This window comes from Lentibacter algarum (assembly GCF_018860975.1).
In the GTDB taxonomy this organism is placed as follows: Bacteria; Pseudomonadota; Alphaproteobacteria; order Rhodobacterales; family Rhodobacteraceae; genus Lentibacter; species Lentibacter algarum_A.
Genome location: NZ_JAHKQI010000002.1, coordinates 301,957 through 325,257, shown reverse-complemented (window position 1 = coordinate 325,257; position 23,301 = coordinate 301,957). Strand labels below are relative to the sequence as shown.

21 protein-coding genes are annotated in these 23,301 nt (G+C 56.7%); 14 read left to right on the top strand and 7 right to left on the bottom strand.

Annotated elements, in window-relative coordinates; all coding sequences use genetic code 11:
* Positions 1–201 precede the first annotated feature (201 nt).
* The 7 genes from KO498_RS02185 to KO498_RS02155 all read left to right on the top strand — a co-directional run bounded on the left by KO498_RS02185 (position 202) and on the right by KO498_RS02155 (position 7,039).
* Positions 202–1,173 (top strand): ABC transporter substrate-binding protein, encoded by a 972-nt coding sequence (locus KO498_RS02185; RefSeq protein WP_215958235.1) that lies wholly within the window; start codon positions 202–204, stop codon positions 1,171–1,173.
* Complete coding sequence (locus KO498_RS02180; protein ID WP_215958234.1) at positions 1,170–2,876, top strand: ABC transporter permease; 1,707 nt, start codon at positions 1,170–1,172, stop codon at positions 2,874–2,876. Before KO498_RS02185 ends, KO498_RS02180 begins: the two co-directional genes overlap by 4 nt.
* A complete protein-coding gene (locus tag KO498_RS02175) occupies positions 2,864–3,940 on the top strand; it encodes an ABC transporter ATP-binding protein (RefSeq protein ID WP_215958233.1) in 1,077 nt (358 codons plus the stop codon). Before KO498_RS02180 ends, KO498_RS02175 begins: the two co-directional genes overlap by 13 nt.
* Positions 3,933–5,018: an MBL fold metallo-hydrolase gene (locus KO498_RS02170; RefSeq protein ID WP_215958232.1), complete on the top strand. Its 1,086-nt coding sequence runs from the start codon at positions 3,933–3,935 to the stop codon at positions 5,016–5,018. Before KO498_RS02175 ends, KO498_RS02170 begins: the two co-directional genes overlap by 8 nt.
* The gene (locus KO498_RS02165) at positions 5,015–5,569 is read left to right on the top strand and encodes a histidine phosphatase family protein (protein WP_215958231.1); all 555 of its coding nucleotides are present in this window, start codon (positions 5,015–5,017) and stop codon (positions 5,567–5,569) included. Before KO498_RS02170 ends, KO498_RS02165 begins: the two co-directional genes overlap by 4 nt.
* Before the next feature lie 4 nt (positions 5,570–5,573).
* Positions 5,574–5,777: a hypothetical protein gene (locus KO498_RS02160; RefSeq protein ID WP_215958230.1), complete on the top strand. Its 204-nt coding sequence runs from the start codon at positions 5,574–5,576 to the stop codon at positions 5,775–5,777.
* A gap of 101 nt (positions 5,778–5,878) precedes the next feature.
* Positions 5,879–7,039, top strand: a complete 1,161-nt coding sequence (locus KO498_RS02155; protein ID WP_215958229.1) for a trans-sulfuration enzyme family protein — start codon at positions 5,879–5,881, stop codon at positions 7,037–7,039.
* A gap of 253 nt (positions 7,040–7,292) precedes the next feature.
* On the opposite strand, the gene KO498_RS02150 is transcribed toward KO498_RS02155, so the two are convergent.
* Positions 7,293–7,898, bottom strand: coding sequence for a LuxR C-terminal-related transcriptional regulator (locus tag KO498_RS02150; RefSeq protein WP_215958228.1), 606 nt, complete (start codon positions 7,896–7,898; stop codon positions 7,293–7,295).
* A gap of 99 nt (positions 7,899–7,997) precedes the next feature.
* On the opposite strand from KO498_RS02150, the gene KO498_RS02145 reads away from it, so the two are divergent.
* The 7 genes from KO498_RS02145 to KO498_RS02115 all read left to right on the top strand — a co-directional run bounded on the left by KO498_RS02145 (position 7,998) and on the right by KO498_RS02115 (position 16,862).
* Positions 7,998–9,200, top strand: coding sequence for a substrate-binding domain-containing protein (locus tag KO498_RS02145; RefSeq protein WP_215958227.1), 1,203 nt, complete (start codon positions 7,998–8,000; stop codon positions 9,198–9,200).
* A 61-nt stretch (positions 9,201–9,261) separates the two neighbouring features.
* A complete protein-coding gene (locus tag KO498_RS02140) occupies positions 9,262–10,029 on the top strand; it encodes an ABC transporter ATP-binding protein (protein ID WP_215958226.1) in 768 nt (255 codons plus the stop codon).
* Positions 10,026–10,730, top strand: coding sequence for an ABC transporter ATP-binding protein (locus KO498_RS02135; protein WP_215958225.1), 705 nt, complete (start codon positions 10,026–10,028; stop codon positions 10,728–10,730). Before KO498_RS02140 ends, KO498_RS02135 begins: the two co-directional genes overlap by 4 nt.
* 8 nt (positions 10,731–10,738) lie before the next feature.
* A complete protein-coding gene (locus KO498_RS02130) occupies positions 10,739–11,731 on the top strand; it encodes a branched-chain amino acid ABC transporter permease (RefSeq protein WP_215958224.1) in 993 nt (330 codons plus the stop codon).
* Between the two features lie 7 nt (positions 11,732–11,738).
* Positions 11,739–12,806 carry a branched-chain amino acid ABC transporter permease gene (locus KO498_RS02125; protein ID WP_215958223.1) on the top strand — a complete coding sequence of 356 codons (1,068 nt, stop codon included), beginning with the start codon at positions 11,739–11,741 and terminating at the stop codon, positions 12,804–12,806.
* Complete coding sequence (locus tag KO498_RS02120) at positions 12,803–13,648, top strand: alpha/beta fold hydrolase (protein ID WP_215958222.1); 846 nt, start codon at positions 12,803–12,805, stop codon at positions 13,646–13,648. The genes KO498_RS02125 and KO498_RS02120 overlap by 4 nt, the downstream gene beginning before the upstream one ends.
* A 202-nt stretch (positions 13,649–13,850) precedes the next feature.
* Positions 13,851–16,862 carry an aminotransferase class III-fold pyridoxal phosphate-dependent enzyme gene (locus tag KO498_RS02115; protein ID WP_215958221.1) on the top strand — a complete coding sequence of 1,004 codons (3,012 nt, stop codon included), beginning with the start codon at positions 13,851–13,853 and terminating at the stop codon, positions 16,860–16,862.
* A 5-nt stretch (positions 16,863–16,867) separates the two neighbouring features.
* Here KO498_RS02115 and KO498_RS02110 read toward each other — a convergent pair whose 3' ends face one another.
* From KO498_RS02110 to nosZ, 6 genes are read right to left on the bottom strand one after another with little or no spacing between them, the layout of a single operon-like run.
* Positions 16,868–17,776 (bottom strand): FAD:protein FMN transferase, encoded by a 909-nt coding sequence (locus tag KO498_RS02110; RefSeq protein WP_215958220.1) that lies wholly within the window; start codon positions 17,774–17,776, stop codon positions 16,868–16,870.
* A gap of 4 nt (positions 17,777–17,780) precedes the next feature.
* Complete coding sequence (locus tag KO498_RS02105; protein ID WP_215958219.1) at positions 17,781–18,347, bottom strand: nitrous oxide reductase accessory protein NosL; 567 nt, start codon at positions 18,345–18,347, stop codon at positions 17,781–17,783.
* Positions 18,344–19,168 carry an ABC transporter permease gene (locus KO498_RS02100; RefSeq protein WP_215958218.1) on the bottom strand — a complete coding sequence of 275 codons (825 nt, stop codon included), beginning with the start codon at positions 19,166–19,168 and terminating at the stop codon, positions 18,344–18,346. Before KO498_RS02100 ends, KO498_RS02105 begins: the two co-directional genes overlap by 4 nt.
* On the bottom strand, positions 19,165–20,061 hold the full coding sequence (locus KO498_RS02095; protein WP_215958217.1) for an ABC transporter ATP-binding protein: 897 nt from the start codon (positions 20,059–20,061) through the stop codon (positions 19,165–19,167). Before KO498_RS02095 ends, KO498_RS02100 begins: the two co-directional genes overlap by 4 nt.
* Positions 20,027–21,358: a nitrous oxide reductase family maturation protein NosD gene (locus KO498_RS02090; RefSeq protein ID WP_215958216.1), complete on the bottom strand. Its 1,332-nt coding sequence runs from the start codon at positions 21,356–21,358 to the stop codon at positions 20,027–20,029. Before KO498_RS02090 ends, KO498_RS02095 begins: the two co-directional genes overlap by 35 nt.
* Positions 21,359–21,360: 2 nt before the next feature.
* Complete coding sequence (gene nosZ, locus KO498_RS02085; protein WP_215958215.1) at positions 21,361–23,301, bottom strand: TAT-dependent nitrous-oxide reductase; 1,941 nt, start codon at positions 23,299–23,301, stop codon at positions 21,361–21,363.

Genomic DNA, 23,301 nt, shown 5'->3' with positions numbered 1-23,301 from the left:
TTGCGCAGGACGGCTTTGCTTAGCGTTCTATCGTGTTCACGTGAAATTTGCCTACCGCGACCCCCTATTTCACGCCGCCAAAAATGCTCGCAACTTCGGGTTTTGCATCTGTCACTAAGCTGTCACGTAAGCTGGCTACTTTGCGCGAGAGAGATGCGAATCTCCCTAAACGTTCTGAAACATCCCTATCTGGAGACATTGATGTCACGTTCCCTTTTGGCTGCCACTATTGCGCTGGCGCTTCCTACCTTTGCAGCAGCAGAGACACTCACCCTGTATACGTCGCAACCAAACGCGGATGCGCAGAAAACGGTTGATGCCTTTGAAGCGGCAAACCCTGACATCGACGTCGAATGGGTGCGTGATGGCACCACCAAGCTGATGGCGCGTGTTGCTGCCGAAATGGAGGCGGGTCAACCACAAGCAGACGTTCTTCTGATCGCAGATACCGTCACTTTGGAAGGCTTGGCGCAAGAAGGCAAACTGGCGGCGCATAAGTCACCAGAAGCCGCAGCCTATGATGCATCTCTTTACAGCTCCGAGGGCTTTTATCACTCAACCAAGCTGATCACGACTGGCATCGTCTACAACACGGGCGCTGAAATGGTGCCAACGTCTTGGGCCGATCTGGCGAAGTCGGAAATGGCGAACCTCGTTGCAATGCCTTCGCCGCTCTATTCTGGTGCTGCTTTGATCCACCTTGCTACCCTGACTGGTACCGAAGGTCTGGGCTGGGAATATTATGAAGCGCTCGCGGCAAATAATACACGCGCCGAAGGCGGCAATGGCGGTACTTTCAAAGCCGTCGCAGCGGGCGAAAAACCCTACGGCGTATTGGTTGATTTCCTTGCAATTCGCGCCAAGGCCGACGGTTCGCCCGTCGATTTTGTGATCCCGAAAGAAGGCGTATCCTATGTGACCGAGCCTGTCGCAATCATGGCCGGCACCGAGCACATGGATGCCGCGACAAAATTCGTTGACTTTTTGTTGAGTGAAGTTGGCCAAAATCTGGTGGTGGACATGGGCTACATTCCTGCCCGTAACGGCGTCGACAGCCCCGAAGGTTTCCCTGCACGTGCAGACATTAACCTGATGGCGTTTGACCCTGCCAAAGCACTGGCTGACGCAAACGCAAACAAAGCCCGATTTGCAAAGGTCTTCGGCGTCGAATGACCCCCCAAACCAAGCCAAGTTTAAGCAGCCGGTCATTAGACCGGCTGTTGCCTGTTATGCTACTGCCCATCGCATTCATCGCGCTTGGGCCAGTGGCACGTTTGTTGCTGGAAGGGATCGGCTTTGGCGACGGCTTCACCACTGAACACCTAACCACAGTGCTGGCACGCCCTTCAACGGGAACAGCCCTAAAACACTCGTTAATCACGGCAGGCGGCGGAACGTTGCTATCTGTCCTGATCGGGTCAACTTTTGCCTATCTCGTTGCGCTCACCGACATTCGCGGCAAGGGCGCATTGGTCTTTTGCCTGATGATCCCGATGATGATCCCCCCACAGATAACGGCGCTCGCATGGATGCAGATGGCGGGCCCTTCATCGACAATCCTCAAAGTGCTCGAGCTGGCGCCACCGCTGGGCAGCCCTCAGCCGCTACACTCCCCCGGTGGAATAATCCTGCTGCTAGGCATCCAGCATGCGTCGTTGGTGTTTTTGACTCTTCGTGCGGGCCTGCGCATGATCCCTGCCGATCTGGTTGAGGCAGCGCGGATGTCTGGTGCGAGTTCCCTCCGCGTCTGGACGCAGACAGTTCTGCCACTGTCCATGCCTTCACTCATCGCAGGCAGCGCAATGGCTTTTGTCACGGCATTGGGAAACTTCGGCATCCCCGCCATGCTCGGCATTCCTGCTGGCTATGCGACATTGCCAACTCTGATCTATCAGCGACTTGTCGGCATGGGGCCTTCCGTGCTGCCCGAGGTTGCAGTCCTTTCACTTGTCATAGGCACGGTGGCTATCATCGGCGTGCTGCTAAGCCGTTATGTGCTCTCGCAACGCGGCTTTGGCCTTGTGGGCCTGTCCGGAACACCGCTGGCACTCAACCTCGGCGCTTCACGGCGACCTGTCGAGATCGGGTTGTGGGCGTTCATCTTTGTGATCCTTGCCCTGCCGCTTCTGGCCCTTTGTGCAACCTCCCTTATCCCCGCATACGGCGTCACGCTCACCTTCTCGAACGCCACGCTTGAAGCGTGGAAAGAAGTGCTGCTTACTCAGCCCGTCACACGGCGCGCTTACGCCAACTCTCTCATGCTCGCCACGGGCGCAGCGGCGGTTCTCTTGGTCGTCAGCATGCCGCTTGCATGGTTGATGGAGCGCCGGTCTAGTCACTTGACGCGCCTTCTGGATGCCCTGATTGATCTGCCCTACGCGCTGCCCGGTGTCGTTTTGTCGATCGCCTGCATTTTGGCGTTCATCAACCTGCCGTTCACCGACCTGACGCTATACGGCACAATCTGGATTATCTTGCTAGCTTATCTGGCACGGTTTTTTGTTGTGATGTTACGCCCGATACAAGCCAGTATCGCCCAGCTTGACCCAGCGATGGAAGAAGCGGCAGCAAGCGTTGGCGCACATCTCGGGCGGCGGTTGCGTGACATCATCTTGCCGCTTGCCGCGCCTTCAGCCGCTGCAGGTGCGATCCTTGTGTTCCTGACAGCCGTAAACGAGCTGACAGTTTCCGCTCTGCTCTGGTCTTCGGGCACCGAGACATTGGGCGTCGTCATCTACAACCTTGAAGACAGTGGCGAAACGGTGATGGCCTCAGCCCTCGCCATGTCCATCGTCCTGCTGATCGTCGGGCTAATGGGGCTCGTGCAGGCAGGCGCAGACAAATTTCCAAAAGGAGTTATCCCGTGGCAGAGCTAGAGTTTTCCAATGTCTCAAAAGAGTTCGACGGCGTGTCGGCTTTACAGGATATCAACGCGCAAATCTCTTCTGGTGAATTTGTAGCGCTGTTGGGGCCATCGGGCTGCGGCAAGACGACGTTGCTGCGCCTGACGGCAGGGTTTGAACATCCAACAGAGGGCGAAATCAAGCTGGGCGGAAATACTGTTGCCAGCCCCAAAACCTTCGTGCCCCCCGAAGATCGAGAAATCGGGATCGTGTTTCAGTCCTACGCACTTTGGCCGCACAAGAGCGTGTTTGGCAATGTCGCATATCCGCTTGAAGTCCGCCGCGTGCCGCGTGCCGAGCGTGAAGCGCGGGTGAAAGAAGCGCTTTCGTTGACAGGCCTCAACGCTTTGGGCGAGCGCATGCCCGCGCAGCTGTCAGGTGGTCAGCGGCAACGCGTTGCCCTTGCCCGTTGTCTGGTGTTTGACCCCAGTGCCGTTCTGCTGGATGAACCGCTGGCTAACCTCGATCTCGCCTTGCGTGCCTCTATGCATGAGGTGTTCTCGATGTTCCATCGCCGCACCAAGGCGACAATGCTCTATGTCACGCACGATCAAGGCGAAGCCTTGGCGCTGGCTGACCGTGTGGCCGTAATGGAAGCCGGTAGAATCCGCCAGTTCGCCGCGCCGGAAGTGCTCTACCGCGAGCCGGTCGATTGCTTTGTCGCTGGTTTTGTTGGTGACGGTGCCGTTGTATCTGCGCGCGTGACAGGACGCTCCGAGAACAACAGCTTGATTCTGAATGTTCTCGGCCAGGAGGTTCTGTCGCGCAGTGCCACGACCGAGCCGAGCCATGTCAGCATTCGCCCCGAAGCCATTACTCTAAGCAACGATGCTCCTTTGCGCGCACGCGTAATCAGCTGCACGTATCTAGGTGGTCGCTTCCGCCTGACACTCGATACTGCTGGCGAGACGCTTGTTGCCTTCTCGATGCACCGAGCAGCTATCGGCGAAACAGTAGGCCTCAAACTGCATGACCTTTGGGCTTTTCGTGATCCTGACGCAGATGTTGTAACGATGCGGAGTTTGACCAATGCGTGATGAGACCATCGTCGATACAGCTTGGGTCGAGGTCTTGTCAGGGATGGGTGAAAAAGGGCCAGCCTGCATCCGCCTTTGGACGGGTAAAGCGCTTTGGGTGCTTGATGTGGGTGTTGGGCCAGAGGCAACATCCCCGTTCAACCCCCAATGGCTTGAGGGCGCGAGCCGCGTGTTTGTCACCCATGATCATATCGACCACATCGGCGGGGCGGCGCATGTCGTTGCTGAAGGTCTGCCTATCCATTGCACCGCCGAGACAGCCTACGCTTTACCTCCCGGTGCCGAGATTCATCTGCTGCCCAACACCGGACAAACAGTGATTGACGGGGTCACCATCACGACGGGGCGCAATGGCCATGCTTTGGGTGGGGTTTGGTTTCACTTTGACCTCGGCGAAGGACTGTTCTTCTCGGGGGATTGGTCAGAAGAAAGCGAGTGGTTTGCCTTTGACAGGCCACCGCCAGCGCATACTGCACTGATTGATGCTTCATATCACCTTGATGACATCCCCCAAGAGCAACGCAAAGATGCCTTGGACAAGATGCTCGCGCAAAGGCCAGACGGCCAAATCCTATTCCCCGTGCCACCATCCGGCCGTGCGGGTGAGTTGGCTTTACACCTGATGCGCAAAGGCGATGTGTCGATCGACGACACTTGCCGACAAGCGATTACCCGCGCCTTGGAGACGGGCACATTAAGCGAGGCTTCTTCCCAACTGGCCACTCTGTTGGGTTGCGCGTTTGACCCGACAGCCCAATTCCTGATCTGCGACACACCTAATGCAGATGCCGGTATGGCTTGGCAGATCGTTCAGGGCTGGCGTGACAATGGACGCTTGGGAGATGATGCGCTGGTTTTGTTTACCGGACACATGACGGCCCATGCGCGGGCGATTGCTGCTCAAGGCGGGTTGTTTGTGCGTTGGAACGTGCACCCGCCACTGACCGACCAGATCAACATGATCGAGGCGCTTGGTGCACGCCGGTATGCTCCGCTGTTTTGCTCTCAACCCGAAGACTATCTGCTTGAGTCACGCATAACTGCGGATCTGATATTGCACGAAAGATCGGCGTTATGAACTTACCTCAGAAGCGCTTTGTAGTCATCCGTCACGGCCAGACAAACGCCAACCGCGATGCTCTCATCGCAGGCCGCATTGAAGCACAGTTAACGCAAGAAGGGCGCCGCAGCGCAGCCGAGTTGAGTGGCTGGCAATGGCCAAAGGACATGATGCTTTTTGCAAGCCCCCAACAGCGAGCGCAAGACACCGCAAGTCTTGCCTTCCCCAAAGCGACCATCATCACGCTGGATGGGTTGCGAGAGAGAGACTGGGGGGTGTATGAAGGCCGCCCCGTTTCCGAGGCTCCAAAGAGAGACGAGACGCCAGAAGACGGCGAAGCATGGGCAGACATGATTGCTCGAGTCGGCACCGAAATAACCCGTGCGCAAAGCCGTGTGAACAAGGGGCTATCAGTATTTGTCGCCCATTCCGGCGTTATCCGTGCGGTTCGTGAGTTGACGGGTGGCAACGCCCACGGCCCGTCGCCCGCCAATACGACACCCTATCTCTACACACCAACGCCTGACGGTTGGGTGGAAACCTGCTTAAAAAAAGGCAACGCGCTTTAGTGGCGTGACCACCTTATCGGGTAGCACTTTCACCAAGACCCACAAGCTCGTTCTGTTTGACAGTTTCGACGGGCTCAACTTCGACGGGCTCAACGCTGAGCCGCGCCCCATGGAAGCCTATTTGCTCTATCTGACAGCAGTCGCCGGTTTTTTCACCACTGGCCTCTTCTTTATCTTCGCGACTTCCACAAAAAAGGCGCAGGATTAACTTCTCTCAATATCGAGTTTGCGATACGGGACGAGGCCACTTAAACGTAAAGACAGACACTGCGCCAAATTTGTAGCGCATCGAACAAAAGGAAATTAGCCATGACCGAACAGAGCAATCGCAAGCAGTCAATCATGACGCGCGTGGCACAAGCGCTGCACTTTGTTGAGCCTGAAACAGGAGCGGTCGTGCCGTCGATCCAGCCAACGGCCACATATGCGCGTGACGAAAACTATGAGATCCGCAAGCCTTATTGGTATCGCCGCGATGGCAGCCAGACGACGGCCCACGCGGAAGCGATTATTGCGGAACTTGAGAATGCAGCGGAATCACTGCTGTTCTCGTCAGGCATGTCGGCCTGCACCGCGGTGATAGAACACCTACCAACGGGCGCACATGTCGTCGTTCCCAAGGTGATGTATCATGGTGTTTTGCAGCAAATCCAAAAATATGAAGAAAATAAGCGTATCGTCGTCAGTTACTATGCGGCCGGCAATTTGGAAGAGATGGCCAAGGCTGTGCGCAAAGGCGAAACACAGCTTGTCTGGGTAGAAACACCGAACAACCCGAATTGGGAAGTCACCGACATTGCAGCCGCTGCAGAAATTGCCCACGCAGCCGGCGCAAAGTTGATGGCCGATTGCACCGGTACACCACCATCAATGACACGTTCACTCGATCTCGGGGCGGATATTTCGTTCCATTCGGCAACGAAGTATCTGAACGGGCATTCCGACGTCACGGCGGGCGTTTTGTCAGTCAAAGAGACTGGTCAGTATTGGGACGACATTTTTTGGGTGCGCAAGCTGCAAGGTACGGTGCTGCATTCGCAGGACGCTTGGTTGCTCATCCGAGGAATGCGAACGCTGTTCTTGCGGGTTGAACGCGCGTGTCAGAATGCTATGTCGCTCGCCAAACACTTTGATGGCCATCCCCATATCGAAAAAGTGTTGTATCCCGGACTTGCCTCTGATCCGGGTCACGAGGTTGCCAAACGGCAAACCGATGGTCAGTTTGGCGGTATGATGTCGATCATCATCAAAGGTACCGAACAGAATGCCATTGACGTTACCCGCTTTTGCCAACTCTTTTACCCCGCCACGTCACTAGGCGGCGTCGAAAGCCTTGTCGAGCATCGCAAGACCGTGTCCGGCGAAGGGTTTCCTGTTCACCCACAGTTGCTGCGCTTGTCCATCGGAATCGAGGATGCAGATGATCTAATCTATGATCTTGAACAGGCCCTAGCGCGGGCGTTTGCCTAACGTTGCCTTCGTTCGGCGTTAGACGCTGAACGGCGGTCCAACCGCAGCGAACCGGCTGTGCTCCGCTTTTCTGCGAAGCCAGCTTAAACTGGTGATACGGAGCCACTCGGCCGCTATAGCAAGAGTTTGAGGCTTTGGCATTCAGTAGATATTTACTGGCAGCATGCTGTCGGAGTGGATGCATTTCCGCGACATGCTCAGCCAAGGTTTCGAGCTGTGACGAACGCGTCTGCACGAGGTCGATATGAATACCTCAGGTTTGGTCTGACGCCGAGACGACATGGTCGCCGTCGATCCCACCCATGGATTGGAAAAGCCCGCTGGTGTTGTTCACTCCGAACTTGCGCAAAAGTTTGGCACGGTAAACTTCGACAGTCCGGTAAGATATATCCAGCTTCAAGGCGATTTCTTTACTGGTCAGCCCATCGCTTAGATAACTCAGGATTTCGCGTTCACGGCGGGTCAGCGGAGAGTAGGGCCGCTCAGCGCTAAGATCAGCAAAGCTCCAGACAGCGCGTGCGAGCGGATCTTCAGGGGTGAAGGAATGACCGCGCACCCGACACCAAAACAGTGTGCCGTCTTTACGCGCCATGATGCGCTCGTCCCAGTAGCGGTTGGTCTCGCGCAGCTGCTTGACGCCCCTGTCGCGGATGTTCACAAACTCCTCATCCGACGGATAGAGGATCGCGAAGACCTGATCGCGAAGATCGTCTGGCTGATAGCCGAACATGTCAGCAAAAGCGGGGTTGCAGTCGCGGATCACGCGGTTTTCCGTCACCACCAATCCAACTGGTGCATAGGTAAAGGCAAGTTCGGCAAACTGGCCGTTTTCAAAGGCGTCGTCGATACGTATTTCCACGCTCTTGCCCCGTTTGATTAAGTTCCCGATGCTAGGGTTACACGTAAACGACCGGCAGGGCTCACGCAACCGTAGGCGCCGCCGACAAGGGAGGAAATCATGAATACAGTAAAGCGGTTCGCCGCTACCTTAGTCGCATCCGTCGTCTTTGCAGGCGCCGCATGGGCACAAGATCCTATCAAAATCGCACTGGTGCACGGTCTCTCTGGCTCAAGCTTTGAAGCTTTTTCAAAGCAGGCCCAGACAGGCTTCGAGTTGGGCTTGGAGTATGCAACCCAAGGCACCAACGAAGTCAAAGGTCGCCCGATTGAAGTGATCATCAAGGACACGCAATTCAAACCCGACGTGGCACGCGCCGTATTGGCCGAGGCTTACGGCGACGACGAAGTGTTGCTGGCTGTGGGTGCTACCTCGTCTGGTGTGACCAAAGGCATGCTGCCGATCGCCGAGGAATACGAAAAAATCCTCATCGTCGAGCCAGCCGTTGCCGACAGCCTGACAGGCCCCGACAGCAACCGTTACATCTTCAAGACATCGCGCAATTCCTCGATGGATATGCAGGCGCAGGCCTTGGCACTCAAGCCTGACGAAAACCTGTTTGTTGCCACACTGGCCGAAGATTACGCCTTTGGCCGCGACGGCATCGCAGCGTTCAAAGCCGCGCTTGAAGGCTCTGGCACGACTGTCGTGACAGAGGAATATGTGCCACAAGGCACCGCTGACTTCACAGCTGCAACCGAGCGTATGTTCAACGCATTGAAAGACAAAGAAGGCCGCAAGGTCATTCTGGTCTATGTTGCTGGTGGCGGTGATGCACCTGGCAAAATTCAGGCGCTTGACCCAGATCGCTACGGCATCGAAATCTCGATGGGTGGTCACATCCTGCCGGTTCTGCCGACATACAAGCGTTTCCCGGGTATGGAAGGGGCTGTGTATTACTACTACGAAGCCTACGACAACCCTGTGAACAAGTGGTTGGTCGAAACCCATCAGGAACGCTTTGATGGCCCACCTGATTTCTTCACCGCCGGTGGTATGGCCGCTGCTCTCGCTGTCGTCAAAGCGCTTGAAACAGCCGAAAGCTACGAAACCGATGACTTGATCGCCGCGATGGAAGGCATGTCATGGGATAGCCCGAAGGGTGAAATGACATTCCGCCCTGAAGACCATCAGGCATTGCAATCTATGGTGCACTTCAAAATCCGTGTTGATGATGACGTTGATTGGGCGATCCCTGATCTCGTGCGCATCATCGAAGCCGACGAGATGAACATTCCCATCGGTCGCGACAACAGCAAGTGACGGACGCTCCGGCCCGCCAAATGCGGTGGGCCGGACACCCCTCTAGCTTCAGGCGAGTTTCATGCCCCAGCCCTCTCTTACGACCGCAGATCTGACGATCCGCTTTGGCGGCCATGTCGCGGTCAACAACGTTTCCTGCAGTTTTCACCCCGGCGAAACCACGGTGATCGTGGGCCCGAATGGCGCAGGCAAAACGACTTATTTCAACCTGATTTCAGGCCAGCTTCCCGCGAGTGCAGGCAGCATTCATAAGGGTAATCTTGATATCACCCGCATGTCGCCTTCGACGCGTGCCAAACACGGTATTGGCCGCGCCTTTCAGCTGACAAACCTGTTTCCGCAACTGACTGTGTTGGAAAACATCCGCCTCGCCGTGCAGGCCCGCTCGGGCGCTGGCTGGCGCCTCTTTCGCCCTGCTGAAAGCCTGACCGCGCTAACGACAGATGCGCAGAAGTATCTGGAAGCTGCACATCTGACTGACAAAGCAGCAATGACAGCAGCCGCGCTGCCGCATGGTGACCAACGCAAGCTCGAAGTTGCCCTGCTCATGGCGATGGAACCTGACATCTATATGTTTGACGAACCAACTGCTGGCATGTCGCTCGATCAGGCCCCCGCCGTTCTTGAGCTGATTGCCCAGATCAAATCCGACCCGACAAAAACCGTGTTGCTTGTCGAGCATAAAATGGACGTGGTGCGCGCCTTGGCCGACCGCATCATCGTGTTGCACAACGGTGAGTTGCTTGCCGACGGCGCGCCTGACGAGGTCATGGCCAGCCAAATCGTGCGCGATGTTTACTTGGGCACCGCGACGGAGGAGACGGCATGACACTTCTTTCCGTTCGGAAAATGAAAACCAATATCGGGCAATATGCCGTGCTGCACGATGTTAGCTTTGATGTGCCCGAGGGCGGTGTGTTTGTTTTGCTGGGCCGCAATGGCGCAGGCAAGACAACAACGCTGCGTTCGATCATGGGGCTGTGGCAGCCCTCACCCGGATCAGTGCAGTTTAAGGGGCAGGATATCGCCGGAATGGCGACTGCTGATATTTCCCGCCTTGGCATCGCTTTTGTGCCAGAAAACATGGGTATCTTCGGCGGGCTGACTGTTGAGGAAAATCTGGTTCTGGCAACCGCCAAAGGCAAGTTCGACCAAGCCCGCCTGCGCCGCATCTATGAGCTGTTTCCCGCGCTTGAGCAATTCTGGAGCAAGCAGGCCTGGAGCCTGTCGGGCGGTCAAAAACAAATGCTTTCGGTTGCCCGTGCCATCATCGAGCCGCGCGCCCTTATCCTGATCGACGAGCCAACCAAAGGGCTGGCGCCTTCTATCGTCGCAGCGATGGGCGAGGCGTTCCGCGAGATAGCACAAAGCGCCACGATCTTGTTGGTCGAGCAAAACTTCAACTTCGCGCGCAACCTTGGCCGCGACATGGCCGTGATCGAAGACGGCCGCGTGGTGCACAGCGGAACGATGGCCGATTTTTCAGCTGACACTGACCTACAAGGCCAACTGTTGGGTCTTTCAGCATGAGGGGTTTCATGGACAAACTTTCCGATACTCTGGGCCGCTTCGGCGGCGTATACCTGTTGCCCGTTGCATTGGGGGCCGTCGCCTTTGTGCTGATCGGCGCGCCGTCTTCATGGGTTACGCTGACTGTTGCGGGCCTAGCGATGGGCATGATGCTGTTTTTGATGGCTTCGGGGCTTTCGCTCGTGTTTGGCCTGATGGATGTGATGAACTTTGGTCATTCGGCCTTTGTCAGCTTCGGCGCATTTGTTGCAGCCTCGGTGCTGGCGGGCTTGAGCAGTTGGCTCGGTAGCGACTCGGTGGTTCTGGCCTCTGCCGCGCTGATGCTGGCTTTGCTCGCGGCCATAGCCTTCGGGCTTGCGGTCGGGCTGTTCTTTGAAACAGTGATCATCCGGCCTGTTTATCAAGATCACCTGCGGCAAATCCTGATCACCATGGGCGCGTTGATCGTGTCAGAGCAGATCATCCTTGCGGTCTGGGGCGGCACTCCGATCACCGTTCTGCGGCCCGGCTTTTTGGAGGGCGCATGGATCATCGGCGATGTAAGCATCGAGGTTTATCGCCTGTTCGCCTTTGCTCTCGGAGCCTACGTGTTTGCCGGCTTGATGATCCTGCTCAACCGCACCCGTATCGGGCTGCTCATCCGCGCGGGTGTCGAAAACCGCGAGATGGTTGAGGCGCTCGGCTTCAAGATCAACCGGCTGTTCATCGGCGTGTTCATGTTGGGCAGCGCCTTGGCTGCGCTCGGCGGGGCGATGTGGGCAGGCTATGAAACGCTCATCACACCGGCGCTTGGCGGCGAGATGATGATCGTGGTGTTCATCGTCGTGATCATCGGCGGCCTGGGCTCGATCGAGGGCACTTTACTTGGCGCAATCATCGTCGGGCTGACAGCAAACTATGTCGGCTATTTGACACCCAAACTCGCTCTGGCATCAAACATGATCCTGATGATGGCAATTCTGATGTGGCGGCCCAGTGGCCTGAAACCCGCGGTTAAGTGAGGCAGAGATGAAGCAATCATTCGGGACCATCGCCGTGAAAACAACTATGCTCATCATTGCAGCATTGCTGTTGTTCGCACCCTTCCTGTTTCAGGACATTCGAGCGCTCGAAGTGGCAGCGCGTATCTGTATCTTTATCGTGTTGGTGGCCAGCTACGACTTGCTGATCGGTTACACAGGCATCGTCAGCTTTGCCCATACGATGTTCTTTGGCTTTGGCGCTTACGGCGCGGCGATCGCACTCAAACAGATGGGCCCGGGCTGGGACGCTGTCGCGCTTGGCGCTCTTGCAGGCGTTCTGGTGTCACTTGTGGTCGCAACTGTGATCGGCCTCATCAGCCTGCGGGTCAAAGCGATCTTCTTTGCGATGATCACGCTTGCGGCGGCATCGGTGGTGTTGGTGCTTGCATCACAGCTTAGCCAGATCACCGGTGGTGAAGACGGTATCACCTACCGCGCGCCTGATATCTTCAAGACGGCGACCAAGCTGATGGTTGATGATGACGGCAAAGTCGTGCGCTGGTTTGGCGTCAAACTGAATGGCAAACTCGCTGGCTACTACTTTGTGTTTGCCTCGTCACTGGCGCTGTTTCTTGTGCTCTTGCGCATCACGGTTTCGCCGCTCGGAACGGTGCTCATGGCGATCAGAGAGAACGAAGCACGGGCCGAGGCGATGGGCTATCGTGTGGTGGCCTACCGGACGTTTGTGTTCTGTTTGGCGGCGGTTGTCGCGTCTCTGGCCGGATCGGTCTACGCTGTCTGGCTGAAATACACCGGGCCGGACACCGCATTGGCTTTCCATATTATGATCGACATTTTGCTGATGGTGGTCATCGGTGGCATGGGCACAATGTGGGGCGCGGTTGTCGGAGCGGTGCTGCTGGTCATGGCGCAATACTACCTGCGCGACCTGATGGGCGCAGCTTCAGAAGCGCTTCACGGCATTCCGCTGCTGCCCGAATTGCTCGCACCTGATCGCTGGCTGTTCTGGCTTGGCATAATCTTCATCCTGCTTGTCTACTTCTTTCCCAAAGGGATCGTTGGCACATTGATGCTGAGAGGCACGCGCACATGAACAGCCCAAGCTTTTCTTTAGTGCCGGTGATGGACCACGAAATCCACGTCACTGAATGGGGCGCAAAGAGCGCTCCGGTGATCGTTATGATGCACGGCTTGGCACGCACCGGTCGCGATTTTGATGAGATCGCTTCAGCACTGTCGGATGATTACTTTGTTCTATGCCCTGACATGATTGGCCGCGGACGCTCGAGCTGGGCATCTGCGCCCGACGGGGAGTACACGTTAGAATACTACGCTGGCATCGCCACTGACTTGCTGGATCATTACGGCATTGAAAGTGCTGCGTGGTTGGGAACCTCGATGGGCGGGCAGATCGGAATGCGATTGGCTTCGAGCAGTCAGGGCGACAGGCTTAGATGCCTGCTGATCAATGATGTCGGGCCCGAAGTGCCGCAATCCGCAGTCGAGCGGATCATGTCCTACGTTGGCAACCCTCCGCATTTTGACAGCTACCGTCAGGCCGAATTCTGGCTGCGCAGCGCTTACGCTCCCTTTGGCCCGGCGTCGGATACGTTTTGGCAACGGATGACCCGCACGTCATTGCGGCGTCGCTCGGACGGGCGGCTGACACTACATTACGATCCGGCCATTGTGCAGCAACTGAATGCCAAGGCCGAAGAACTGGCAACTTGGGATCAATGGGCGCGTATCACTACACCGACACATGTGATCGGCGGTGCAAACTCTGACTTGCTGACGCCGGATATCCTAGGCCAAATGATCGCAACCGGCCCTAAGCCCGATCACACATTGATCGAGGATTGCGGCCATGCCCCTTCATTGTCACGCCCTGAAGATATTTTGCAGGTTCGTCAAATTCTTGGTGATCTGGTCTGAATTTGCCGCGCGTTGGTTGAGTTCAGAGAGCCGAACCAGTGCAGCACGGCTACCCCACGCGCGTATCGTCAACTATCTGCTGGGTCTGCACGGGCAAGCGCTGACAACACGTCACTTTGCTTGACAACAAAACCTGCCGCGACCATCAAAAGCTAGGGCCAAGCAACCGTAGAGGCGTATCAAAATGAAAGCCGATGGCAACATGCAACAAGTTAGACATTGGCAAGCTGCTCTCAAAGAGCACTGGGGCATCGAGGCCGAGCTAACCCGGCTTGACGGCGAGTATGACCTTAATTTTCTCGCTATCGGGGGCGATGGACAAGGGTTTATCCTGAAGGCCATGCGCCCGGATTGCGAGGCTTGGTTGGTCGATATGCAAGTTAAAGCATTTGAGCACATCTCGACGCAGCAGACCGGCCTGCCGTGCCCAAAAGTGATCCGCACGAGCAACAACCAAGCCTGTCTGACAATACCCGATGAAGCAGCAAACGCGCGCTTGGTTTGGGTGCTAGAGCAGTTGCCCGGCCGGTGCTACGCCCTTGCCGCCCCTAAAAGCAATGCGCTGATCCATGATCTCGGCCAAGTGCTTGGCAATGCTGCAAAGGTATTGGCTGACTTCCAACATGACGGGCTTGACCGCGCGTTCAAGTGGAACCTAATGCAGGCCGGTTGGGTCAGCGCGCAACTTGCCTGCATCACAGACGCGGCCCGCCGTGACATTATCGAGAATATCACCGCCGAGTTCAGCAAACTTGAGGCGGCACTTGCAAAGCTTCCCTCGCAGGCGGTTCACAATGATGCCAACGATTACAATATTCTTGTCGCGGGTGCATTGTCGGAACCGCGCTATGTTTCGGGGCTGATTGATCTTGGCGACATGTGCAAAGCGCCAAGGATTTGCGATCTGGCAATCGCCGCCGCTTACATCGTGCTTGACCATCCGGCACCAGAGGCCGCCCTCGCAGCACTGGTTGCGGGGTATCACGCGACCTACCCTCTCAGCACAACCGAGCTCGACATGCTCTGGCCATTGCTGCGCATGCGGCTCGCAGTCAGCGTTGTAAACTCGACCATGATGGCCGCCGAAAACCCTGACGACCCATACGTTACTGTCTCGCAAGCACCGGCTTGGCGCTTTCTCACCGACAACACAATTCATGCCGATTTGCTGAGCGCCCGACTGCGTGCTGCCTGCGGCTTGCCCGTGGTCGACGGCGCTGATCGTGTGCTGGCCTGGCTTGAGCAACAGCGCGGTCATTTTGCACCTCTTATGGGCAGCGATATCAGTGATGCGCCAATGGGGTCACTTTCGGTTGAGAACTCGACATGGCCGCAAAACCCGTTTCACATGCCGCTTGAGGAAGCCGCAAAAGTCGGAGAGGAGTTTGAAGACGGCGGGCGTATTTGGCTGGGTTATTACTATGAGCCAAGGCTGATATATGCAGAACCTGCCTTTCGCAAAGGGCCATGGAAAGCCAGCGACCGGCGCACTGTTCATTTGGCGGTTGATGCCTTTGCACCTGCTGGTCGTACGCTGTTTGCCCCCTTGCGCGGCGAAGTGTTTGTTGCCGAATATCGCGCAGGTCACCTTGACTACGGAGGGGTGATCATTCTGCGGCACCAAACTCCAGAAGGAGACTCGTTCTATACGCTTTACGGACATCTTGACCCCGAGTTTCTCAACCGGTTGAAGCCCGGTGATGTGGTGGAACAAGGCGCCGAGTTCTGCCGTTTGGGTGATCCGAGCATGAACGGCGGGTGGGCCCCGCATGTGCATTTTCAACTGGCATTAACGACCGAAGGCATCGAAGCTGACTGGCCCGGTGTCGGTGACCCTGACGAGATGTATATGTGGGAAGCGATCTGTCCGAACCCCGCCGCATTGCTCAATGTGCCTGACCGCAAGGTCTGCTACCAGCCGACCGAAAAACCTGCCGTTTTGGCCAAACGCCATGCACATTTCGGTGGCAACCTCAGCCTCACTTACGATGACCCGCTGATGCTGGTGCGCGGTTGGAAACATCATATGTTTGATGAGTGGGGGCGTCCTTATCTGGACGCTTACAACAATGTTCCACATGTCGGACACGCGCACCCGCGGATACAAGCCATTGCCGCTGACCAGCTAAAGCGCGTGAACACCAACACCCGTTACTTGCACCCTGCACAGACCGCCTTTGCCGAAAAAATCCTCTCCAAGATGCCAGAACATCTGGAAGTTTGTTTTTTCCTCAACTCAGGCAGCGAAGCCAACGAACTCGCCCTTCGCATGGCCCGTGCGCATACCGGAGCACGCGGGATGGTGACGCCGGATCATGGCTATCACGGCAACACCACCGGCGCGCTTTCTGTTTCGGCTTACAAGTTCAACAAGCCAAACGGGGTTGGGCAAGCTGATTGGGTCGAGCTTGTCGAAGTGGCAGATGACTACCGTGGCAGTTTCCGTAGAGATGATGCGCAGCGCGCTCAGAAGTTCGCTGATCTTGTTGATCCGGCAATCGCTTCACTGCAACAAAAGGGCCACGGGCTTGCTGGCTTTATCGCCGAAACTTTCCCGTCGGTTGGCGGGCAGATCATCCCCCCTGAGGGATACCTTGCCGCTGTTTACGAAAAAGTTCGCGCCGCAGGCGGGGTCTGTATTGCTGACGAGGTGCAAACAGGCCTCGGGCGTCTCGGCGAATTTTACTTCGGGTTCGAGCACCAGAAAGCCAAGCCTGATATCGTCGTGTTGGGCAAGCCGATCGGCAACGGGCACCCTCTTGCTGTGCTTGTAACAACGCGCGAAATCGCCGAGAGCTTTGATAACGGCATCGAATTTTTCTCGACTTTTGGGGGCTCAACGCTGTCTTGCCGTCTTGGCAAAGAAGTGCTCGACATCGTCGACGACGAACACCTCCAAGACAACGCCAAGCAAGTCGGCACGCTGTTGATGAGAGGATTGCAAACACTACAGACGCAACATGCCTGCGTGGGTGATCTGCGTGGCATAGGGCTTTTCCTGGGCGTTGAACTGATAAAACCTGACGGATCAGAGGCAACCGAAATTTGCTCCTACGTGAAAAACCGCATGCGCGAACACCGCATTCTTATCGGCAGTGAAGGGCCCAAAGACAATATCCTCAAGATCCGCCCGCCGCTCACCCTAGAGGAGGAGGATGCCGAAATGATAACCGCGATCCTTGGCCAAATTCTAGCGGAAGTCGAATGCTTCTAGCGCGGCTACATTGTGCGACTTGCCTCAAGACGGCTGCCTTTGAAGCGCGACAGACAACTGACGATCTCGCTTCGCGTTGCAAACAGACATGCACTGGTGGACAGAGCGTCAGCCAGGGCCGCTGACCGGGCAGAAACCGTTATCTCCCGCCAGTTGGCCTTTGACGGTAGCCCCGAGCGCGGGTCAAGGATGTGTCCAAGTTTTGCGGCCTCGTCAAAGGTTGTGCCAAGCGGCGCAGACGTCGCAAGGGCGCGCATAGTAAGAGGCACTTCGCCACCTGCCGCAAGCTTGATTGGCCACGCAGTTCCGTCAGGTTGCGTGCCCAAGGCGCGAAACTCGCCGGTGTCGATCAGAATATTTGTTAGGCCTTCCGCTTCGAGCAATTCAGCCACGCGGTCAGCGATATAGCCCTGCGCGATGCCGTTTAATGTGAGCGCCATTCCCGGGCGCATCGTAACGCTTGATGTGTCGAACGCGACATGCGTCCAGCCCGTTAACGCTCTAGCTTCTTTCAGGGCATTCTTGCTTGGCAGCTTTTCAATAGCTAAAGCCTCGGCATAGGCCGCCCAGAGCGGCTGGATGGTCGGATCAAACCGCCCACCGCTGGCAGAGTAAACCGCGTTGGCCAGCGAAAGACACTCCAGTAGCTCGAAAGGCGGTTCCTGCAACCTTGCAGTTTGGTTGAGCTGCGACAGGGCGCTGTCTTTCCGGAAGAGGCTGAAGATACCCTCAAGACGGGATATCTCGGCGGCAACGCGCGCGCTGATCGCCTCGGCATCAGGGTGTGCCAGCCGTAGCGTTGCCCGCGCACCAAGGGCCGTGCCTTGCCACATGTAGAGAGCTTCGGCATGCAAGGCCTTGGGAAGCGCGATGGCAGCTGCGCTGATGGTTAAAAAACGGCGTCGGGTGGTCATGGGTTTACTCTCCATTCTCGCGCGAAAGCGCGCGCAGACGATCTTCAAATTCGCGGTCTGTTTCTTCGCCGTCCAAAGCCACAGGAGCCAGCACAGCGCTATCCGGTATTTCTGCAAAGCGCATAACGTTGCCGCCGTTTATTTCTGCAAACGCGGCAGCTTTTGCCTCTTGCAAAAATGGCACAACCTCTGGCGCTCCCATGCCGCCAATGACCTGCGCTCCGACAACATAGAACGCCTCATCGGCTGTGATCCAATTGTCAGCGCCGGGCGCTTTCCATGTCGCACCCTCGGCACCCATATCATTGACCCAAACAGTCAGGATGGCATGGCTTTGTTCGGGCATCCGCATGTAGGCAACCGCGTCCCGCACTTGACTGAAGAACAACGGCGCTGCAGGAAGGCCAGCCAGATGCGCCTGCCCCTTGGGGCCGTCATGCTCGAGCAGGTTCATCTGGCAGTAATGCCCGACAGCATCAGCGTTAAGCGACACCGGAGAGGTGTCTTGCATGGCCTCCTGCTTGCAGGCGGCCAGCACTATTAGAGCAAGTGTGAAGCCCAGCGCCTTCATGGTTCGACCCTTCGAAAAGCCATTGCCGCTAGACCGAGCGATATCAGCGGCCAAACGGCGACAGACAGTAGTGATTGCCAAAGCGGAACGGCATAAGCCGCACCCCCGACACCAGCAGCGGCTTGAGCAGCTTGCGAGGCTGTCAGGTTGAACAAACGAAAAGCGTCAGCGGGGTTGGCCAACAGCGCCAGCGGAAACACCTTTGTTGTGAAGCCGCCTCCATTGTCGGCAACGACCGCTGCAAGCAAGCCCAGATCGTAGAGCACAACAAGACCAAGCCAAAGCCCGATCGCCAGCCCTGCTGCGCCCGAAACACGGCGCGCTAGAGACGACAGCGCATAGCCTATTCCCAGAAAGGTTGCGCCAAGCAAAACCGATGTCCAAGTCAACCGCCAGAGCGATGCAAGGCCGGATGTCGCTGCGGAATCCGCAAACATCGTGAGGACTGCGGCAGCGCCATAGCCCGCCGCGATCGCGACAACCAGTATCGCTGTGTGTGCGACAAGCTTGCCTGCCAGCACCTCCCAGCGTGCCACCGGATAGGTGAGCAGCAAGGGCAGTGTCCCGCGTTCGACTTCACCTGCAACCGCGTCAAACGACATCAGCAGCGCGACCAGAGGCACGAGATAGACCGAGAGCGATGTGAGCGAGGCCACGACAACAGACAAGCGGTCAGCGCCAAGTGCACCAGTCGGAGCTGATCCGGCCGCTGACAATACAACTGAAAAGACCACCATAAGCAGCACTGCGATAAGCACCCACCGGTTGCGCCGTGCGATATGAAGCTCACTCGAAGCTGTGGCAAAGATGCGCGCTATCATTGTCCGTCTCTCCGGCTGAAGTGGCTATAAATATCTTCGAGACTAGGCGGGATCACTTCGACATCGGCGAGCTTGCTATGCAGTTTTGAGATACGCGCCAAAGTTGCCAGCTTTTCGTCTTGCGAGCAGGCAAGCTGCAACACGCCGTTGGCCCGGATAGCTGCCGGAAAGGCCTTCATGATATCGGTGTCATAGCCGTTTATTGCATGCAATTGCATCGAGACAGGCAGCGCGGCTTCGCGTCTGAGTTCGGGTAGTGAACCTTCCGCAACCATCTTGCCGCCTGACAGGATCAGCAGTTTGTCGGTGCGCGCTTCAACCTCGGTCAAGGCATGGCTCGACAGCAGGATCGCAGCACCGTCGGCGGCCAGTCCATCCAGCAACGCGTAAAAGTCGCGGCGCGAGACAGGGTCAAGCCCGCTGGTTGGCTCATCAAGCACCAAGAGGCGCGGATGCCCGATGAGAGCCTGCGCGAGACCAACCCGCTGGCGCATACCTTTGGAGTAGGTGCCGATCCGGCGCTTGGCTGCATGCGCAAGGCCGACACGGTCAAGCAAATCCATCGCGCCGGATGCTGCTTCGTTGCGCAAGCGCATATAGTAAGTGATCTGTTCAAGCCCGGTGAGCGCTGGGTGAAAGGCAGCATTTTCGGGCAGGTAAGCCACATGTTCGCGCGCCGCGGCGTTGCCCGGAGCAGCACCGCAGACAGAAACCTCGCCATGATCTGCCGAAATCAAACCCAGAATGACTTTCATCAACGTCGACTTGCCAGCGCCGTTGTGGCCCAGCAGAGCCACCCGCTCGCCGGAAGCGACACTCAGTGAAACATCTGTCAGGGCCTTGACCCCTTCAAAAGTCTTAGTGAGATGAGAGATCATCAATGTCGAAGTCATCAACCTGTCTTTCATTTCGGTTGGCGGCGGCTTTGGCCTCCAAGGCGGCATATTGTTGTGGGACTGATAGAACAGGCGCAGCCATGAGCGGCGCGCTGTCAACCACGCCACCGGGGAGCGTCGCAGGAAAGCTGGATTGCGTCCAGCGGACGAGTTGCACCGCAGGCGCACCGGTAAGCAATGAGGCGGCGGGTTGCGACCACAGGATGTGATCCATCAGATCATTCGGGCGAAACGGGCTGTCAGCAATACCGTCACCGCCAAGGTCAAAACCGGGGTGATCAGACCAGTAATTGCCACGGCCTTCAAAGCTCCATTCGATGTCGCGCGTTCCAACATACTTCACTTGCGTCCGGTTGCCGATGAAGGCATTGCCCGTCAGCACGTTGCGCTCGGAACCGGCGGTAAAATGGATGCCGATGTTGCAGCCTTCAAAGCGGTTGCCGGTGATAATATTCTTATGCGCATTGTAGATAAACGTGCAGCGATTGGCACCGCCACGCACGAGGTTTCCCGAAACATCGGCGTTGTTGGCGAAGTTAAGCATCACCCCGTGGCTGGTATCAGACAGGCTGAGATTGTTCTTCAAGATCACGCGGTTGGAAAACATGATCGCATAACCGAGATGATTACCGATCGAAACATTCCCCGACACTTCGGAGTTGTTGGTATACATATAATGCACGGCAAAACGCAGATCGCGGAACAGGTTGTTGCGGTAAATGCCTTTGCGCGAGGTATTGGAAAATATCCCGTCACGCCCCCACCGCACCGAGTTGCCCTCAACAACCGTGCCCGGCGAATTCCAAACATAAATTCCATTCCCGCGGTCGTTCATGCGCGGGTTACGTGTGCCCTCAATCGTGTTTCCACGCACCACAGCATCATGTCCGCCGTGGACGTCTATACCATGCAAGTTGCCAAGCACACGGTTGCCCTCAACAAGCGCGCGGTCGGCCTTTTTCAGGATCTTGACGCCTGCATCTGTCTCTTGACTGTTCAGCCCAGAGCCAACAATCGTGAGCCCTTTGATGGTCACATCCGTAGCGTCGATGGTCACAACTGTGCCTTGCCCCATGCCATCAATAACGGCGTCATGCGTCCCTGTCAGTGTCAGGGGGCGGTCAATAACAATGGGGCCCGCGTGGCGACCCGCTTCAAGGATAAGCACATCGCCGGAATTGGCTCCGGCGATGGCCTGCGCCAAGCCCCCTGACGTTGACGGCACCCGCAACTCTGCCGCCCAAAGGGGCAGAGCCGTGAGTGCAACCAACAGGAATGTCAGGGCGCGAAACATGCTTAAGCGTCTTTCGGTTCAACAAACATCCGGCCACGCATTTCCATGTGCAGCGCGTGACAGAACCACTGGCAGTAATACCAGAACACACCCGGCGTTGCCGCCACGAAGGTAACTGATGATGTCGCCTGCGGGCCAACTTCCATAGCCACACCGTGATTGCCCATTGTGAAACCGTGGGTCAGATCGTCGATGTCATCAAGGTTGGTCACATACACAGTGACTTCGTCGCCCTCCTTCACAGTGAAGGTTTCCAGCGCAAAGTTTGGTGCTTGGCTCGACATATAAACGCGGACTTTGTTGCCATCGCGAATAACAGTGTCTTGCCAGTCATCCAGATCAACCTCATCAATTTCAGCCTGCGCACGCGCGTCAGCCCACATCGGGTCGTTTCGATCCCAGACAGAGTTCGGGTTCACTTTACTAGGGTCAACGATGATACTGTCGTGTGGCTCGGCAAATGTCGGGCCGTCGTGAACCATCGTCATGTCATCACCGTCAATAACAAACAGCTGTTCGTTTTCCGGCTTAAGCGGGCCAACATTGAGGAACCGGTCTTTCGAGAACTTGTTCATCGTCAGATAGTATTTGTCGGTTGCCTCAAGCGTTTCGCCCATGACTGTCGAGTTGTGACCCGGCTGGTAGTGCACGTCCTTTTTAAGGCGGATCGGGTCGGCGTCTTCACCATTGTAGAGCTTGATCGCGTCTTCGATGTTCCACTTAACAACCTGACTATCAAGAAACAGCGTGGTGTAGGCGTGGCCCGTGCCATCAAACGCGGTGTGAAGCGGGCCAAGGCCCAGCTCTGGCTCGGCAACAACACAGCTGCGCGGCTCGGCCTCGTCGTTGAACACAGCATCAAGCTTGCGCACGTCGATCACTGAAACAGTCGGCGACAGCTTGCCGGCAATACAGAGGTGAATCTTATCCGGCGCCATGTTGCAGCCGTGCGGGTTGTTCGGGATCGGGATGTAGCGGGTGTACTTTTTGTTCTGCCCTTTGCGCCCGTCCAGAACCTTCACGCCGTTGAGCTCGATGAAATCACCCGCTTCGATGCCAGCTTCGATTTCGGCGATGTTGAAGACAACGACATGGTCCATGTCCGCCTCGGTCATATCGGCAAGTGTCATGCCCATTTCCGAGTTGTAGCATGTCGAGAAGGCGTATTTGCCATCATAGTCGCAGTCGGTGTTATCGAGGTTGCCTGACACCATCACCTGCCACGCGACTGTCATTTCGTCAGCGTTTACCGCGGTGTAGAAGTTTACATACTTCTCTGGCTCATCCAGAATCTTACCGTCATTAACCATCGGGATCTCGTCTTCACCGTTACAGAAGACATAATTGGTGCGCGGCCATTTTTGCGGACGCAGACCATGGATCGCTTTGGCATTGGGGATCTCGAGGATCTTGTCGCATTTCATCACGTCGCAACGCACACGCGCCACGCGGGTGTTGGCTTTGTCGTTCATAAACAGGAAACGGCCGTCATATGTGCCTTCGGTGAAGGACATGTGCGGGTGGTGCAAATCGCCGTTCGGTGGGAACTCGTGGCCGTTGGCAGCCAGTTGTTTCTTGGTCTTCTCGGTCAGGCCCTCGGTGAGGATCTTCTTGGACTCGTTGGTGATGCCCCAGCCCGTTGCCGAGCACGTGTTGAACACCGGTATGCGCATAAGCTCGCGCATTGACGGGATGCCGAGAATTCGCATCTCGCCTGCTTGGCCCGATGACCAGAAACCGTAGTATTCATCAAGCTGGCCTGGCCCAACTTCGGCGCCGGCGGCAGCGCGAGCGCTTGTTGTGCTCGCCAATGTGGCCGCTCCAGCCGCGACAGACCCCGTCAGCATTGCGCGCGTGCCAAGAGCGCCAGCAAGCGCTGCGCCTCCGGCAGTTGCTCCAAGCAGGCTTCTGCGTGTGATTGGTAGTTTGTTACCTTCTGACAT